The sequence below is a fragment of the Bradyrhizobium sp. WSM2254 genome (assembly GCF_000472645.1).
Taxonomy (GTDB): domain Bacteria; phylum Pseudomonadota; class Alphaproteobacteria; order Rhizobiales; family Xanthobacteraceae; genus Bradyrhizobium; species Bradyrhizobium niftali.
This window is the reverse complement of record NZ_KI421445.1, coordinates 284626-299232: the sequence shown is the minus strand read 5'-3', so window position 1 is coordinate 299232 and position 14607 is coordinate 284626. Positions and strand designations below refer to the sequence as shown.

The following is a 14607-nucleotide window of genomic DNA, read 5'->3' as shown; positions in this document are numbered from 1 at the left end:
GGTCATTGGCGTCTTACTGGAGGTATCACATGCTCTCGACACTGCTTCGCCTGAGTGCGGCTGTCGCACTCGCTCTCGTGTCCACGGCCGCGCATGCGGCCTGTACGCCTGGGATCACCGACGACAATCTGATTGCGCCCGGGAAGTTGCAGCTCTCGATCAATCCGACCAACCCGCCGCAGCAGTTCGTCGACAAGGACGGCAACTTGCAGGGCCTCAACGTGGAACTCGCCGCCGAGCTCGGCAAGCGGTTGTGTCTTCCGGTCGAACTCGTCCGGATGGATTTTCCGGCGATGATCCCGGCCATGGCCGCGGGCCGCATCGACGGCATCGATACCGGCATGTTCTGGACCGAGGAACGTTCGAAGCTGATGTACATGGTGCCGTATGCCATTCAGGCCATTTCGGTCGTGGTTGCGCCAGACAGCGGCACAAAAATTGCTACCGAGAATGATCTGATCGGAAAAACATCGGCCGTCGAGGTCAGCACCTACCAAATGAACTGGCTCAAGAAGCTCAGCGATGCGAGCGTGGCGAAGGGCGGCGCAGCCGTCGAGATGCGAACGTTCCCCACCGCCACCAACGTCGTCAGCGCGCTGCTCGCAGGGCAAGTGGACAACGCGCTGCTCGTCGATAGCGTGGCGCGCGATCTCACAAGCCGCGGCCGCGTCAAGGAAGTGCTGAGCGGCCTCGGTACGGCGCGCACCACGCTCGGTTTCCGCAACAAGACGGTGGTCGACGCCGTCGTCAAGGCGCTGAACACGATGCGTGCCGACGGCAGCTACCAGGCGCTGTTCGACAAGTTCGGCCTGACCAGCATGCCGGCCGATCAGCCGCTTGCGATCGCCGGCCCGGGTCCGGCCTGATACCTACGGAGACGAGCCGATGAGCCATTTCAGTCCGACGGCCGCCGTCAACTATTTCTTCAACTACTTCCTGATGAAGGGGGTGCTCGTCACCATCGGCTTGACGGTGGCGGCGGTCATCGGCGGATTGATCCTCGGCATGGGCATCGCATTGATGCGCATGTCGTCCAACCCGGTGCTCTCTGGCTTCTCGCGCTTCTACATCTGGTTCTTCCGCGGCACGCCGCTGCTGATCCAGCTCGTGGTGATCTACAGCGGATTGCCGCAGCTCGGGATCAAGTTCTCCGTGATCACCTGCGCGCTGGTCGGCCTGATCCTCAACGAGGCGGCCTACCTCGCCGAGATCGTGCGCAGCGGCTTCATGGCCGTTTCGGCAGGGCAGCGCGAAGCCGCCTGGGCGCTCAGCCTGTCGCCCTGGGTGACGTTCCGCCGTGTGACCCTGCCGCAGGCGTTCCGGCTGATGATCCCGCCGCTCGGCAACTCCATCAACTCGCTTCTGAAGGCGACGTCGCTCGCCTCGGTGATCTCGGTCGAGGAGCTCATGCGCCGCAGCGACATGCTGATGCAGGAGCATTTCCAGATCCTCGAAGTCTACGCGGCGGCCACGGCCTATTACCTGATCCTCACCTCGGTCTGGGATGCGATTCAACGCCGGCTGGAGAAGCATTTTGGCCGGTCGAGTGCCGCGAAGTCGAGGCGGATCGCGGCGACGGCGCCGGTTGCGCAGGCAAGCGTGGAGGCCCGGGCATGAGCGAGATGTCGATGAATACGGCCAGTGGTGTCGAAGGCGCAACGGCGCAACCGCAATTGCGCGATGTGCCTGCGGTTCGCATGGAGGCCGTCTACAAGCACTATGGCGACTTCACCGCGTTGAACCAGGTCGATCTCAAGGTCGCCAAGGGCGAGAAGATCGTGGTCTGCGGTCCCTCCGGCTCGGGCAAGTCGACGCTCATCCGCTGCATCAACCACATCGAGAAGCACGACGAGGGCCTGATCTACGTCAACGGCATCGAGCTCGATCATCAGCGCAAGAACATCGATGCGGTCAGGCGCGACACCGGCATGGTGTTCCAGAGCTTCAACTTGTTCCCGCACATGACGGTGCTGGAGAACTGCGTCCTGGCACCGATGACGGTGAACAGCATGAGTGAGGCGGAGGCAAAGGACCTCGCCATGCATTTCCTGACAAAAGTCCGGATTCCGGACCAGGCCGAGAAATTTCCCGGCCAGCTCTCGGGCGGCCAGCAACAGCGCGTCGCCATCGCACGCGCGCTGTGCATGCGGCCGAAGATCATGCTGTTCGACGAGCCGACCTCCGCACTCGACCCCGAGATGGTCAAGGAGGTGCTGGAAACGATGAAGAAGCTCGCGGAGGAGGGCATGACCATGCTGTGCGTGACCCACGAGATGGGCTTCGCCCGCGAGGTCGCCGACCGCATCGTGTTCATGAACGAGGGCAAGGTCGTGGAGCAGGCTGCGCCGGAGGAGTTCTTCCAGCATCCGAAGTCCGAGCGGGCGCGGACGTTCCTCGACCAGATCATTCACTAGCCGATGTCGAGCGGGATGCGGACATTCGGCGATCGCCTGCGCGGCATCCATGCCGCCACGATCGTGCCGATGACACCCGATTATGGGATAGATGATGCGCAGCTGGCGGCGCATCTCGCCGCGGTTGCGTCCACGCCGGGCATCAATGGGCTGTTGGTCAACGGCCACGCCGGTGAGAATTTTGTGCTGTCGCTTGCCGAAAAACAGCGCGTGGTGGAGCTGGCGCGCGAGTACGCACCGAAAGACTGCCTGATCGTCTCTGGCGTCAATCACGAATCGAGCCTGGAGGCCGCGCGCGAGGCGGCCGCGCTGGAGCGGGCGGGCGCGGACGGGCTTCTGGTGTTCCCCCCCAACAGCTGGGCGCTCGGTCACGCCGATGACTGCGTCATCGCGCATCACCGCCTTATCCGCGAAGCGACATCCGCACCCTTGATGCTCTACGCAGCGCCGGTCGGCGCGGGAGCCATGGCCTATGCGCCGCCGCTGCTTACGCGGCTCATCGCCGATCGCCGCTTCGTCGCGATCAAGGAAGGCAGCTGGGAGGTCGCGACTTACGAGCAGAATCTGAGGTTGATTCACAAGCTGCGTCCGGAGTTCGTCGTGCTCGGCTCCGGCGACGAGCATCTACTGACAAGCTACATCGTCGGCTCGGCCGGCAGCCAGGTCAGCCTCGCCTGCGTCGTGCCGGAACTGGTGGTCAGCCTCTGGAAAGCTGCCGAGGCGGGCGATTGGCAGCGGGCGCGTGCCGCGCACGAGAAGCTCTATCCGCTTGCGGTCGCGATCTACCGCGATGCGCCGGGGGGACGGGCAACAGTACGGCTCAAGGCCTGCCTGAAGCTGCTCGGGCGGCTCTCATGCGATGCGGTACGGCCGCCGCAGCCGGCGGCAATGGCGAACGAATTGCGGGCGCTGGAACGGGCACTTCGGATCGCCGGCGCGCTCTAAGCCTGGAAGAACGGATTGGCCGGCCGCGCAAGGCCGAGGTGATCCCGCAACGTCGTCCCCTCATAGTCCGCACGGAACAGCCCACGCTCCTGCAGGATCGGCACGACGAGCTCGACGAAATCCGCGAACCCTTCGTGGAAATAGGGCGGCATGACGTTGAAGCCGTCGGCGGCATGCTCCTCGAACCAGAGCTGGAGCGTATCGGCGATGCGCTCGGCCGAGCCGCACAGCACCCAATGACCGCGCGCGGCGGCGGTGAGATTGTAGAGATCGCGCAGCGTCATGTTCTCGCGGCGGCCCTTGGCGAGCATGACGCTGGCGAAACTGTGATAGCTGTCGGACGGGGCGATGTCCGGGATCGGTCCATCGAGATCGTAGGCCGACATGTCCCGGCCGAAGCGGTCGGACAGGATCGCGAGCGCATTGCTGCCGCTGACAAAGCTCTGGAGCACGTTGAGCTTCTCGAACGCCTCCTTGTCGGTGCGGCCGACGACGGGCATCACGCCCGGCAGCACCGTGACGTCGTCGGCCTTGCGGCCGAACGCCGGCAGTCGCGTCTTCAACGACGTGTAACCGGCCTTGGCCTCCTCGATGTCCTGCACCACCGAGAATACGATATCGGCGGTGCGTGCGGCGAGAGCCTGGCCGGCCTCGGAGCCGCCGGCCTGGAGCACGACGGGGCGGCCTTGCGGGCTGCGGCCGATGTTGAGCGGGCCCTTCACCTTGAAGAACGCGCCGTCATGGTCGATCGGGCGGAGTTTTGCCGGGTCGATGTAGAGACCGCTGGCGCGGTCGGCGACGATGGCATCGTCAGCCCAGCCGTCCCACAGGCCTTTGACGACATCGAGGAATTCGCCGGCCATCTCGTAGCGCCGCGCGTGGTCGGGATGGGTGGTGCCGAAATTCGCGGCCGTGGCCGGATTGGCCGTCGTCACCGCATTCCACGCCGCGCGGCCCTTGGATATGTGGTCGAGCGAGGCGAACACGCGCGCGACCGAGAACGGATCGCTGTAGGTGGTCGAGACGGTCGCGCCGAGCCCGATATGACTTGTCGACGTCGCGAGCGCGGCGAGCATCGTCAACGGCTCGAGCCGCAGCGTGTAGGAGGGATGGGCGGCGGCATCGGCATAGAGATTGTCGCCCATGAAGATCAGGTCGAACTTGCCGCGCTCGGCGGTGCGGCCGATCTCCTGGATCGCCGCAAAGTCCTGGAAGCTGTCGACTGCGCCGGGATAGCGCCAGCCGGCGACGTGGCTGCCGGTTCCCAGGATGAACAGGCCGAGATGCATCTGTCGTTTCATGGCGTCATGTCCAGAACAGGATCTTGCGTTCGAGGAAACCGATCAGGCCGAAGAAGGCGAGGCTCGCCGCGGATGCGACGAAGATCGCCGCCCAGACCTGGACGAAGTCGATCTGGAGCACGGCCTGGTAGATCACCCAGCCGAGCCCGCCATGCGCGCCGAGCATCTCGGTGACGATCGCCACGATGACGCTGCGCACGGTCGAGACGCGCATGCCGGCGAGCAGCAGCGGCAGGGCAGTCGGCAGGCGCAGGCGCCACAGCACACCGAAGCGGCTTGCGCCAAAACTCTTCATGAGATCGACGGCGCGGCGGTCGACACGGTCGAGCCCGGCCAGCATCGAGAGCAGGATGGTGAAGCTCACCGCCATCGCCACCATCACGATCTTCGAGCTGACGCCGATGCCGAACCAGAGCAGGATCAGCGGCGAATAGCCGACCACGGGCACCGAATTGATCGCGGTCGCGAGCGGCAGGATCGCGCTGCGAAGCGCCGGCGCCAATGCGATCGCGACGGCGAGGCCGATACCGATCAGGCAGCCGAGGCCGTAGCCGACCAGCGCTTCGAGCAGAGTGTAGCCGGCGGCATCGATGAGCGTTGCGCGCTTGGACCAGAGGCCTGCGAGGATATCGCTGACCGCGGGCAGAACATAGGCCGGCAGATGCAGTCCGCGCGCCGCGCCTTCCCAGCATGCGACCAGGAGGACGGCGCCCAGGATGCCGCGCTGGACGGCGAGCGAAGGTGAGGCAAGCGCGCGGCTCATTGCTCGGCGTTCCAGAACACCAGCCGTCGCTCGACCGCGGCGACGACCGCATAGAAGCCGGTGCCGAGTAGCGCTGCGGCGAGCAGGGCGGCCCAGATCGCGACGACGTTCTCGGTGAACATGGCCTGGAGCAGCAGCACGCCGAGCCCGGTGGTGTCGCCGAACCATTCGCCGACGATGGCCCCGACCAGGCTGAGCGATGCGGCGAGCCGCAGCGCGACGAAGATCTGCGGCAATGCGGTTGGAAGCTGCAAGCGGAGCAGGAGCTGGCGGTTGGAGGCGCCGAAGCTGCGCATCAGGGCGACCTGCTTGGGATCGACGGTTTCGAGGCCCAGCAGCGTGTTCACCGTCACCGGAAAGAAGGTCAGATAGAACGCAATGATCGCCTTGGCGAGCAGCGTATTGCCGAACCACAGCACCACGAGCGCGCCGAAGGCGATGACCGGAATGGTCTGCGACACCACGAAGATCGGAAACACCATCTCGCGCAGCGCTCGGACGCGGAAGAACACGACGCCCATGAGCACGCCGAAGGCGCCGCCGGACGCAAAGCCGATCAGGGTTTCGGCGAGCGTGCGCAGGAAGCCGTCGACATAGGCGCGGGGCGTGGCCGCCATCGCCATCAGGATGGTGCTGAGGCGCGGCAGATAATAAGGCCGGATGCCGAACAGCTGCACCGCGCCTTCCCAGATCACCGCCGCAATCGCAAGGCCGAGCAGGAGCCGGACCAGCTTGCGCAGCGAAGCCGGCATCGCGATCGACCGCGCAGCCGCGCCGGCGTCACCAAGCGATGTCGCCACAGGGCTGGTCACGGCAGCCGGTCCGCCTGCGAAACGCTCTGGATGAAGCTTGCATCATACGCGACAGCAAGATCCAGCGGCTTGGAGATCACGCCGTACTTCAGGAAGAAGTCGTGGGCGGTTTTGACCGCGTCGGCATCGATCCAGAACATGCCGTTCTTCGCCGCCGCGCTTGCGGTCATCAGGCGTTTCACCTCGGTGAGCATGAATTCCTGCTGCGCGCGGTCGAGCGTCGGGGCTGTGGCCATCACGGTGTCGACGGCGCCCTTGGGATCGGAGAAAGCGTCCTTCCAGCCTTTCAGCGAAGCACGCAGGAATGCCTTGACCAGCTCCGGCTTTTCCTTGGCGGTCGCCTCGGCCACGATCAGCGTGTCGCGCGGGAAGGTGATGCCGTAATCCTCGGCGACGAAGGTCTTCAAACTGTCCTTCGGCATGCGCGACTGGATGGTGTAGAACTCGTTGTAATAGGTCGCCGTGATCACGTCGACGTTGCCGTCCACGAAGGGCGTCACTGAAACCTGCTGCGGCTGGATCTTCAATTCATCCGGCTTGATGCCTTCCTTGGCCAGCATGCCGTTCAGCACATGGTTGGCACCTGTGAACCAGGTGGTGACCGTCTTGCCTTTAAAATCCTGGATCGTCTTCACCGGCCCGTCCTTGCGGGTGACGAAGATGAAGGGCGTGATCTGGTGCGACACACCGATGCAGACGATCGGCAGTCCCTTGTCGCGCGCGGCGAACACGCTGTCGGTGCCGCCGGACAGGCCGAAAGTGTCGGCGCCGGTCGCGACCAGGTTTTCGGTGAGCAGGTTGGGCCCGCCGGGATTGATGGTGAGGTCGATGCCCTCGGCCTTGTAGTAGCCCTTGGCAGCCGCGACATAGAAGCCGGCGAACTGTGCCTGCGGCAGCCATTTCAGGCGCAGGCTCGCCTTCTGCAACTCGGCCGCGGGCGCGGGCGTGACAAGCGAGCCGGTCGCCAGTGCGATGGCGGAGAGGACGGAGAAAGCGTGGCGTCGGCTTAACATGGTCATACTCCAGGCGGTGAAAATCAATTGCGATAAGATGGATCGGTGCGGTCGAGCTGGCGCATCAGCGCCGGCCATTCGCGTTCGCCGGGCACGAGGATGTCGCCCTGCAATTCCCAGAACTGGCGCGCGGCTTTCTCGCAGACCTCGTGTGGCGGCATCACGAGCTTGGCGCCGGCCGCGGCAGCCGCTTGCATCTGGAGCTGGATCCGCGCGGCGCGCTCGAAATAATAGAGCAGCATGAAGGCCTCGCCCGGCGTCCGTCCGACGGTGAGGATGCCGTGATTGCGCATCAGCATGACCTTGTGTGGACCGAGATCCCGCACCAGGCGAACCTGCTCGTCGAGGTCGATGGCGACGCCTTCGTAGTCGTGAAAGGCCTGGCGGTCGTAGAAGCGCATCGCGAACTGGCTGAGCGGCAACAGGCCTTTCTCCTGCCCTGAGACCGCGACGCTCGCGTCGGAATGGGTGTGCAGCACGCAGGCCGCGTCGTGGTTCGAGGTGTGGATCGCGGCATGGATGACGAAGGCCGCAACGTTGACGGCCTGCGGCGTGTCGTCGAGCTTGTTACCCCCAGTGTCGATCTTCACCAGGCTCGACGCCGTGATCTCGTCGAACAGCAGGCCGTAGGGATTGATCAGGAACTGGTCCTCGTGGCCGGGCACGCGCAAGGAGATGTGGTTGTAGATGAGGTCGTCCATCCCGAGCTTGGCGACCATGCGATAGCAGGCCGCGAGCTTGACCCGGGCATCCCACTCGGCCGGCTCGATCCCGCGCGGCGCGGCTTGCGGCGCTGACATCGCGTTCACGGCGTCTTCTCCTGCGCGATGGAGGATTGGAACGACTTCATGCTTTCCTCCTCGATGGCATCGAGCAGCGTGCGCTTGAGGCGCACGAATTCGGGGGAGGTGACGATCTCGGGCCGGCGCGGACGGGGAAGGTCGACGACCTGTTCGAGCTTCACCGAGCCGGGACGCGCCGTCATGACGAGCACGCGGTCGCCGAGGAAGATCGCCTCGTCGACGTCATGGGTGATGAAGAGAATGGTGCGGCGGTATTTCTGCCAGACGTCGAGCAGCCAGCGCTGCATCATCGCCCGCGTCAGCGCATCGAGCGCGCCGAACGGCTCATCCAGCAGCATCAGATCGCGTTCGAACAGGAAGGTCCGCATCAGGGCGACGCGCTGGCGCATGCCGCCGGACAATTGATTGGGATATTGCTTCTCGAAGCCGGCGAGCCCGAACTCGGGCAGCATCTTCAGCGCCTTGGCGCGCGCCTGGTCGCGCGGCATGCCTTCGACCTCGAGCGCGAGGATGGCGTTGTCGACGACGTTGCGCCAGGGAAACAGCAGGTCGCGCTGCGGCATGAAGGAGACGCGGCCGAGCAGGTCGGCCGAATGGCAGCTCTTGCCTTCGAAGCGCAGGATGCCGCCGGTATCCGGCTCCTCGAGGCCCGCGACGATGTTGAAGAGCGTGCTCTTGCCGCAGCCGCTCGGGCCGACGACGGTGACGAACTCGCCGGGGGTAACGCTCGCCTGAAGTCCCGACAGCGCCGCGACGGGACCGAAGGTCTTGTTGATCGCACGCAGTTCGAGCAGCGGCTCAGGCTTCGGTTGCGCCTGCGGGGCTTCGGTGGCCGGTCCGGGATTGGGGAGGCGGGCAGCCTGCACCGGGATGTCCTTGTATAATGGCGGCGGCCATTCGCATACGAAAGCGGACCGCGTCGAAATCTCTTAGCAACTCGTGTGCCAGTGCGATTTCGCGGAAAATCAGGCATAAGATTTGCGAGTTCGAAGGTGGATATCCGGGAGCTGCGCGCGTATCCGCGAGAAAATCGGTCGGTTCACTGGAAGATTGGTGCCATTTTGTATACGTATATCGATATCGGAGAAACATGATGGCGGATATTGGTGCACATGCCGCAGGCAGGCGCGTGAAAAATGGGCAGGAAGGCTTGCCGGCCAGCCCGGGAATGACGCTCGCCGAGAGCCTGCGCCTGAAGCTCGAAGGGGCAATCGCGGCGGGGCATCTCGAGCCGGGCAGCCGGCTCGACGAGCAGGAGATCGCGCAGCGCTTCGGCGTCTCGCGCACGCCGGTGCGGGAGGCATTCCGCCTGATGGCCGCCAACAACCTGGTCGAGTTGCGCGGCCGGCAAGGGGCGACCGTCCGCAGCATCAAGGCGCAGGCGCTGATCGAGATGTTCCAGGTCATGGCGGAGCTGGAGGGGCTCTGCGCGCGGCTCGCCGCAAGGCGCGTCTCCCAGGCCTGGGGGACTGAAATTGGCGAGATTCACCAGAGGCTTGTGGCGGCAGGTGAAACCGGCGACATCGATGTTTTCTACGACATCAACCAGGAATTCCACGAAGCGATCTATGAAGCCTCGCGCAACGCCTTCCTGGCCGAGCAGACCCGCAAGCTGCGCAACCAGGTGGCGGCGTATCGCCGCCGGGTGACGCGCATGCCGAACCGGATCGCCGACACTATCCGCGAACATGAGGCGATCATGCAGGCGATCCTGGCCCATGATCCGGAGCGGGCGCACAGCGCGATGCGGGACCACGTCAACCTGCTCGGCGACAACCTTCTGGACTTCCTCGCCGCCTTCGAATGACCCCTGGGTCTCTTGGTATGCAAATTGCTAGACCTTGTATATCTAGCTTGCATCCTGGAGACCCGGAGTGGACCTGAAGCTGACGAACAAGACCGCCCTGATCACCGGCGCGTCGAAAGGAATTGGACTTGCGGTGGCCGAACTCTTCGCCGCGGAGGGCTGCCATTTGCATCTCGCCGCCCGCAACGGCGAGGCCATGCTCCAGGCCAAGCGTGATCTGGAAGCCCGCTTTGGCGTGAAGATCACCATCCACGCGCTCGACCTGTCGAGCACGGCTGCGATGGAGAAGCTCGCTGCCGAGGTCGGCGACATCGACATCCTCATCAACAATGCCGGCGACATCCCGGCCGGCTCGCTGGAAATCCTCGACGACGCGGCCTGGCGGCGCGGCTTCGATCTCAAGGTGTTCGGCTACATCACGCTGTCGCGTCTCTATTATCCGCGCATGAAGGGCAAGGACGGCGTCATCATCAACATCATCGGCAATTCCGGCGAGAACTGGGACGCGAGCTATATCGCGGGCTCGACCGGCAACGCCGCGCTGATGTCCTTCACCAAAGCGCTCGGCGGCCGCAGCCTCGATCACGGCGTGCGCGTCGTCGCGGTCAATCCGGGACCGGTTGCCACCGACCGCATGCTCAAGATCATGAAGCGCAAGGCGATCGACATGCTCGGCGACGAAAGCCGCTGGGAGGAGCTGTTCGACAAATATCCGGGCAAGCGGCCGGCGACATCGGAGGAGGTCGCCGATCTCGTCGCCTTCCTGTCCTCGCCGAGGTCCGGCTACATCACCGGCACCGTGGTGACGATCGACGGCGGCATCGCCGCTCGCGGCTCGGTGATCTGAGGCGTCGATGTCGAAGCCTCAATCCGCGGCACTGGTCCGCAACCGCTATTTCGACGAGCTCTCGGCGACGCCGGGACTCTACTGGCTCGGCCAGAACACCAACCATGTCGAGAGCCACCCCGCCGTGCGCGAGGCGATGCTGCGCTCGATCGAGGCTGGCGAGTTCAACGCCTATGCCCCGCCGCTCGGCTTCGAGGCGTTGCGCGCTGCGATCGTCGCCGACCTCGGCACACCGGGCGCAGAGGCGCTGGTGACCGAGGGCGGCGTCAACGCGCTGGCGATGATCTGTCGCGCGCGCTGCAAGCCCGGCACGACGCTGGTGACGACCGATCCGACCTGGAAATGGCCGTGCCTGTTCGCGCGCCAGCAGGGCGCCGAGGTGATCGAGATTCCGATCTACGATCCGGCCTGCAGCTACCGCCTGACGCCCGAGGCGTTGAGGGCGAATGTCGATGAGCGCACCGCGATCATCTATCTCGTCGATCCCAACAATCCGCTCGGCATCCGCTACACGCGCGAGGAGATCGAGAGTTTTGCGGCGATTGCGCGCGATTGCGGCGCGCTGCTGGTGCACGACTGCACCTACCGCGATTTCGCCGATGGCCACACGCCGGCGCTTCACGTGGCGCCGCAAGGCTCGGTCGTTTCGACCAGCTTTTCGAAATGGCTCGGCCTTGCCGGCCTCCGCATCGGTGCTCTGGTCGCTGCTCCCGATCTGTTCGAGGAACTGGCGCTGACGTCCACGAGCGTGCTCGGCGCGAGCGTCATCGCCCAGCGCGCGGCGCAGGCGGGGTTGTCGGTCAAGGCCGAATGGATGAAGAAGGTCCGAAGCACCGACCGGGCCAACAAGGCGATGATCCAGGAGGCGGCTGCGGCGATTGAAGGATTGGCGCTGCCGATCATGCCTTCGCACGGAAACTTTCTGGTGCTGGAGACCATCGCGGCGGGCATCCGTCCCGAGGCGCTGGTCGAGTGCTATCGCCGGCAGGGCATCATGATTCGCCAGGGCACGTATCACACGCAGCGCTTCGGCGACCGTTTCGTCAAGATCAGCACCTCCGTGCCGCAGGCGTGGGTCGAAAAGCTCTGCACGCTGCTGCCGGACATGGTTGCACAAGCGCGCACGCTCAACGACCTGCCGGCGCAATTCTAGGGATGATGCCGATGACGATGATCTCCACCAAAGACGGTGTGAAGCTCCATGTGGAGGAGGCGGGCGAGGGCACGCCGATCCTCTTCATCCACGAATTCGGCGGCAATCACGAAAGCTGGGAGCCGCAGCTGCGTTATTTCAGCCGGCGCCACCGCTGCATCACCTACGCCGCGCGCGGCTATCCACCGTCGGATGTGCCTGACAGCGTGGAGGCCTATTCGCAGGCGATCGCCGCTGACGATGCGGTCGCCGTGCTCGATGCGCTCCGAATCGAGAAGGCGCACATCGTCGGCCTGTCGATGGGCGGCTTCTGCACGGTGCATTTCGGCCTGCGCACGCCGGAACGCGCCTTGTCGCTCACCGTGGCTGGCGCAGGCTATGGCTGTGAGAAGGAGTTCGAGGAGTATTTTCGCGGGGTCTCGCGCGAAGTCGCCGACCATTTCGAGAAACAGGGCGCCAGGGAATTCTCGAAGATCTATGCGCTTGGCGCGAGCCGCGTGCAGTTCCAGAACAAGGATCCGCGCGGCTGGCAGGAATTCGCCGATCGCCTCGCCACCCATTCCGATCGCGGCGCTGCCAACACCATGCGCGGCGTCCAGGCGCGGCGGCCGTCTTTCTACGATCTCGAAGACGGCTTGAAGAAGATGATGGTGCCGACGCTGGTCGTCGTCGGCGACGAGGACGATCATTGTCTCCAGCCCGGCATCTTCCTGAAGAAGACCATTCCGGCCTGCGGTCTCTCCGTCTTCCCCAAGACCGGCCACACGCTCAATCTGGAAGAGCCGGCGGCGTTCAACGCGCTGCTCGCCGAGTTCATCGCTCAGGTTGAGGCCGGGCGCTGGCTGCCGCGCGATCCGCGCGCGCTGCCGGGGCAGATCATGCGCACGAAGTAGGTCGATGGGATCGAGCACGTTGATCAACGCCGATCGGCTCTGGACCCGCCTCATGGCACTCGCCGAGATCGGCGCGACGCCCGCCGGCGGGGTCAACCGTCAGGCACTGAGTGACGGCGAGATTGCCGCCTGGCGCCGCGTCATCGGCTGGGCACGCGAGGCGGGCCTGACGCCGTCGACGGATGCTGCGGGAAATCTGTTCCTGACGCTGGCCGGGCGCGATCGCGACGCGCCGCCGCTCCTGCTCGGCAGTCATCTCGACAGCCAGCCGACCGGGGGGAAGTTCGACGGCGCGGCCGGTGTCATGGCGGCGTTAGAGGCGGCGGTCTCGCTCGTCGAGCAGGGTGACGCGCCGGCACGCGATGTCATCATCGTCGCCTGGATGAACGAGGAAGGCTCGCGCTTTGCCCCGGGCATGATGGGCTCGGAGGCCTTTACCGGCGAACGCGACATGGACGCAATCCGCGCCGCGCGCGATGCAGACGGCATCAGCGTCGGCGAAGCGCTCGATCGTCTCCACCAGGCCTTTCCTGATCTGCCGCACCGGCCGCTCGGCTTCGCAGTCGGGTCCTATCTCGAATTGCACATCGAGCAAGGGCCGCTGCTGGAGGCGGCCGCCTGCACCATCGGTGTCGTCACCGGCATCCAGGGCAAGAAGACGTTTCAGGTGGTGGTCGAGGGCGCCGAAGGACACGCCGGCACGCTGGCGCAGCAGGAGAGGCGGGATGCGCTCGCGGCCTTTGCCCGGATGGCGACCGCGCTCCATGCGGAGATCGGCACGGTCGATGCCGACATCAAGTTCACCATCGGCCGGGTCACCGTCACGCCGAACGCGCCGTCGGTGGTGCCTTCGCGCGTCAGCTTCAGCATCGATCTGCGCCATCCTGACAATGCGGTGCTCGATGCGGCGGGTGTGCACATCGTGGCTCTTTGCCAGGAGAATGCCGCACCTTGCACGGTCACGGTAACACCGCTCGTCGATGCGCCGTCAAACGTGTTCGATGCGCGCCTGCGGGCAAGCATCGCAGAGGCCGCGCGAGGGCAGGGGCATCCTGCGATGGCCATTCTCTCGGCCGCCGGTCACGACGCCCGCCATCTCGCCAAGATCTGTCCCGCCGCGATGATCTTCATTCCGTGCCGCGACGGCGCAAGCCATGTCGAGCACGAATGGGCTGAGCCAAATCATGTTGCCGCCGGCGCCTCCGTGTTGGCACAGGTGCTGCGCGAACTGGCGTTTGCGCCTGCCATCGAGGGGTGAAGACGCCGATGCAGGACGTGGCCCCACAGGACTACCGCGACGCGATGGCCTGTCTCGGTGCGGCCGTCAACATCGTGACGACCGACGGCAGCGCGGGTCGCGCCGGATTTACCGCATCCGCGATTTGCAGCGTCACCGACGATCCGCCGACGCTTCTGGTCTGCATCAACCGCGCGTCCTCGGCCTATGCCAGCGTGACGCAGAACGAGGTGGTGTGCGTCAACGTGCTCGCGGCCCGGCACGAGCCACTGTCCCGGCTGTTCGGCGGCAAGGTGCCCGCCGAGGAACGGTTTGCCGCGGCCGCGTGGTCGACACTCGCAACCGGTGCGCCGGTGCTGGCCGATTGCGCCGCGGCGTTCGACTGCCGGATTGCCGATATCGTCAATGTCGGCACGCATGACGTGCTGTTCTGCCGCGTCGTGGCCGTGCAACGATCCGGCTGCACCGACAATCTAATCTATTTCGGCCGCGCCTACCACACGGTCGGGGTGACTGATCCAGCCGAGGCTGGACCCGAATCCGCTCTTGACGCATCCTGAGGGAACGCTGGCGGCCATCGCCGGCCGATCCAACAGCCGCCTCCATGTGATGGACAGAG

16 protein-coding genes are annotated in these 14607 nt (G+C 65.2%); 10 read left to right on the top strand and 6 right to left on the bottom strand.

Annotated features, from left to right (window positions below; translation table 11 throughout):
• Nucleotides 1-29 precede the first annotated feature (29 nt).
• The 4 genes from A3M7_RS0140315 to A3M7_RS0140300 are packed head-to-tail and all read left to right on the top strand — an operon-like array spanning nucleotide 30 to nucleotide 3359.
• Nucleotides 30-866: an ABC transporter substrate-binding protein gene (locus tag A3M7_RS0140315; RefSeq protein WP_027548977.1), complete on the top strand. Its 837-nt coding sequence runs from the start codon at nucleotides 30-32 to the stop codon at nucleotides 864-866.
• Between the two features lie 19 nt (nucleotides 867-885).
• Nucleotides 886-1617 carry an amino acid ABC transporter permease gene (locus A3M7_RS0140310; RefSeq protein WP_027548976.1) on the top strand — a complete coding sequence of 244 codons (732 nt, stop codon included), beginning with the start codon at nucleotides 886-888 and terminating at the stop codon, nucleotides 1615-1617.
• Nucleotides 1614-2414, top strand: coding sequence for an amino acid ABC transporter ATP-binding protein (locus tag A3M7_RS0140305; RefSeq protein ID WP_027548975.1), 801 nt, complete (start codon nucleotides 1614-1616; stop codon nucleotides 2412-2414). Before A3M7_RS0140310 ends, A3M7_RS0140305 begins: the two co-directional genes overlap by 4 nt.
• Nucleotides 2415-2417: 3 nt before the next feature.
• The gene (locus tag A3M7_RS0140300) at nucleotides 2418-3359 is read left to right on the top strand and encodes a dihydrodipicolinate synthase family protein (RefSeq protein ID WP_049823995.1); all 942 of its coding nucleotides are present in this window, start codon (nucleotides 2418-2420) and stop codon (nucleotides 3357-3359) included.
• Here the strand turns inward: A3M7_RS0140300 and A3M7_RS0140295 are convergent.
• The 6 genes from A3M7_RS0140295 to A3M7_RS0140270 are packed head-to-tail and all read right to left on the bottom strand — an operon-like array spanning nucleotide 3356 to nucleotide 8917.
• On the bottom strand, nucleotides 3356-4660 hold the full coding sequence (locus A3M7_RS0140295; protein ID WP_027548973.1) for an LLM class flavin-dependent oxidoreductase: 1305 nt from the start codon (nucleotides 4658-4660) through the stop codon (nucleotides 3356-3358). The two genes, A3M7_RS0140300 and A3M7_RS0140295, sit on opposite strands and share 4 nt — an antisense overlap.
• Before the next feature lie 4 nt (nucleotides 4661-4664).
• Entirely contained in the window at nucleotides 4665-5423 is a 759-nt protein-coding gene (locus A3M7_RS0140290; protein WP_027548972.1) for an ABC transporter permease, read from the bottom strand.
• The gene (locus A3M7_RS0140285) at nucleotides 5420-6235 is read right to left on the bottom strand and encodes an ABC transporter permease (RefSeq protein WP_027548971.1); all 816 of its coding nucleotides are present in this window, start codon (nucleotides 6233-6235) and stop codon (nucleotides 5420-5422) included. The genes A3M7_RS0140290 and A3M7_RS0140285 overlap by 4 nt, the downstream gene beginning before the upstream one ends.
• Nucleotides 6232-7248, bottom strand: coding sequence for an ABC transporter substrate-binding protein (locus A3M7_RS0140280; protein WP_027548970.1), 1017 nt, complete (start codon nucleotides 7246-7248; stop codon nucleotides 6232-6234). Before A3M7_RS0140280 ends, A3M7_RS0140285 begins: the two co-directional genes overlap by 4 nt.
• Nucleotides 7249-7271: 23 nt before the next feature.
• A complete protein-coding gene (locus A3M7_RS0140275) occupies nucleotides 7272-8057 on the bottom strand; it encodes a class II aldolase/adducin family protein (protein WP_027548969.1) in 786 nt (261 codons plus the stop codon).
• Entirely contained in the window at nucleotides 8054-8917 is an 864-nt protein-coding gene (locus tag A3M7_RS0140270) for an ABC transporter ATP-binding protein (RefSeq protein ID WP_027548968.1), read from the bottom strand. Before A3M7_RS0140270 ends, A3M7_RS0140275 begins: the two co-directional genes overlap by 4 nt.
• Before the next feature lie 17 nt (nucleotides 8918-8934).
• Between A3M7_RS0140270 and A3M7_RS0140265 the strand changes: the two genes are divergently transcribed.
• From A3M7_RS0140265 to A3M7_RS0140240, 6 genes are all read left to right on the top strand, one after another.
• Nucleotides 8935-9858, top strand: coding sequence for a GntR family transcriptional regulator (locus tag A3M7_RS0140265; protein WP_027548967.1), 924 nt, complete (start codon nucleotides 8935-8937; stop codon nucleotides 9856-9858).
• Between the two features lie 67 nt (nucleotides 9859-9925).
• On the top strand, nucleotides 9926-10705 hold the full coding sequence (locus tag A3M7_RS0140260; protein WP_027548966.1) for an SDR family oxidoreductase: 780 nt from the start codon (nucleotides 9926-9928) through the stop codon (nucleotides 10703-10705).
• A 7-nt stretch (nucleotides 10706-10712) separates the two neighbouring features.
• On the top strand, nucleotides 10713-11858 hold the full coding sequence (locus A3M7_RS0140255) for a pyridoxal phosphate-dependent aminotransferase (protein ID WP_027548965.1): 1146 nt from the start codon (nucleotides 10713-10715) through the stop codon (nucleotides 11856-11858).
• 11 nt (nucleotides 11859-11869) lie between these two features.
• Complete coding sequence (locus A3M7_RS0140250) at nucleotides 11870-12751, top strand: alpha/beta fold hydrolase (RefSeq protein WP_027548964.1); 882 nt, start codon at nucleotides 11870-11872, stop codon at nucleotides 12749-12751.
• A 4-nt stretch (nucleotides 12752-12755) separates the two neighbouring features.
• Entirely contained in the window at nucleotides 12756-14009 is a 1254-nt protein-coding gene (locus A3M7_RS0140245; RefSeq protein WP_027548963.1) for a Zn-dependent hydrolase, read from the top strand.
• An 8-nt stretch (nucleotides 14010-14017) separates the two neighbouring features.
• A complete protein-coding gene (locus A3M7_RS0140240; RefSeq protein WP_049824007.1) occupies nucleotides 14018-14548 on the top strand; it encodes a flavin reductase in 531 nt (176 codons plus the stop codon).
• Nucleotides 14549-14607: the final 59 nt, after the last annotated feature.

Bases quoted from the DNA above. Each gene is read 5' to 3' on its own strand.
- A3M7_RS0140315 (WP_027548977.1), top strand. From the start codon at position 30: ATGCTCTCGACACTGCTTCGCCTGAGTGCGGCTGTCGCACTCGCTCTC.
- A3M7_RS0140310 (WP_027548976.1), top strand. From the start codon at position 886: ATGAGCCATTTCAGTCCGACGGCCGCCGTCAACTATTTCTTCAACTAC.
- A3M7_RS0140305 (WP_027548975.1), top strand. From the start codon at position 1,614: ATGAGCGAGATGTCGATGAATACGGCCAGTGGTGTCGAAGGCGCAACG.
- A3M7_RS0140300 (WP_049823995.1), top strand. From the start codon at position 2,418: ATGTCGAGCGGGATGCGGACATTCGGCGATCGCCTGCGCGGCATCCAT.
- A3M7_RS0140295 (WP_027548973.1), bottom strand. From the start codon at position 4,660: ATGAAACGACAGATGCATCTCGGCCTGTTCATCCTGGGAACCGGCAGC.
- A3M7_RS0140290 (WP_027548972.1), bottom strand. From the start codon at position 5,423: ATGAGCCGCGCGCTTGCCTCACCTTCGCTCGCCGTCCAGCGCGGCATC.
- A3M7_RS0140280 (WP_027548970.1), bottom strand. From the start codon at position 7,248: ATGTTAAGCCGACGCCACGCTTTCTCCGTCCTCTCCGCCATCGCACTG.
- A3M7_RS0140265 (WP_027548967.1), top strand. From the start codon at position 8,935: ATGGCGGCGGCCATTCGCATACGAAAGCGGACCGCGTCGAAATCTCTT.
- A3M7_RS0140255 (WP_027548965.1), top strand. From the start codon at position 10,713: ATGTCGAAGCCTCAATCCGCGGCACTGGTCCGCAACCGCTATTTCGAC.
- A3M7_RS0140250 (WP_027548964.1), top strand. From the start codon at position 11,870: ATGACGATGATCTCCACCAAAGACGGTGTGAAGCTCCATGTGGAGGAG.
- A3M7_RS0140245 (WP_027548963.1), top strand. From the start codon at position 12,756: ATGGGATCGAGCACGTTGATCAACGCCGATCGGCTCTGGACCCGCCTC.
- A3M7_RS0140240 (WP_049824007.1), top strand. From the start codon at position 14,018: ATGCAGGACGTGGCCCCACAGGACTACCGCGACGCGATGGCCTGTCTC.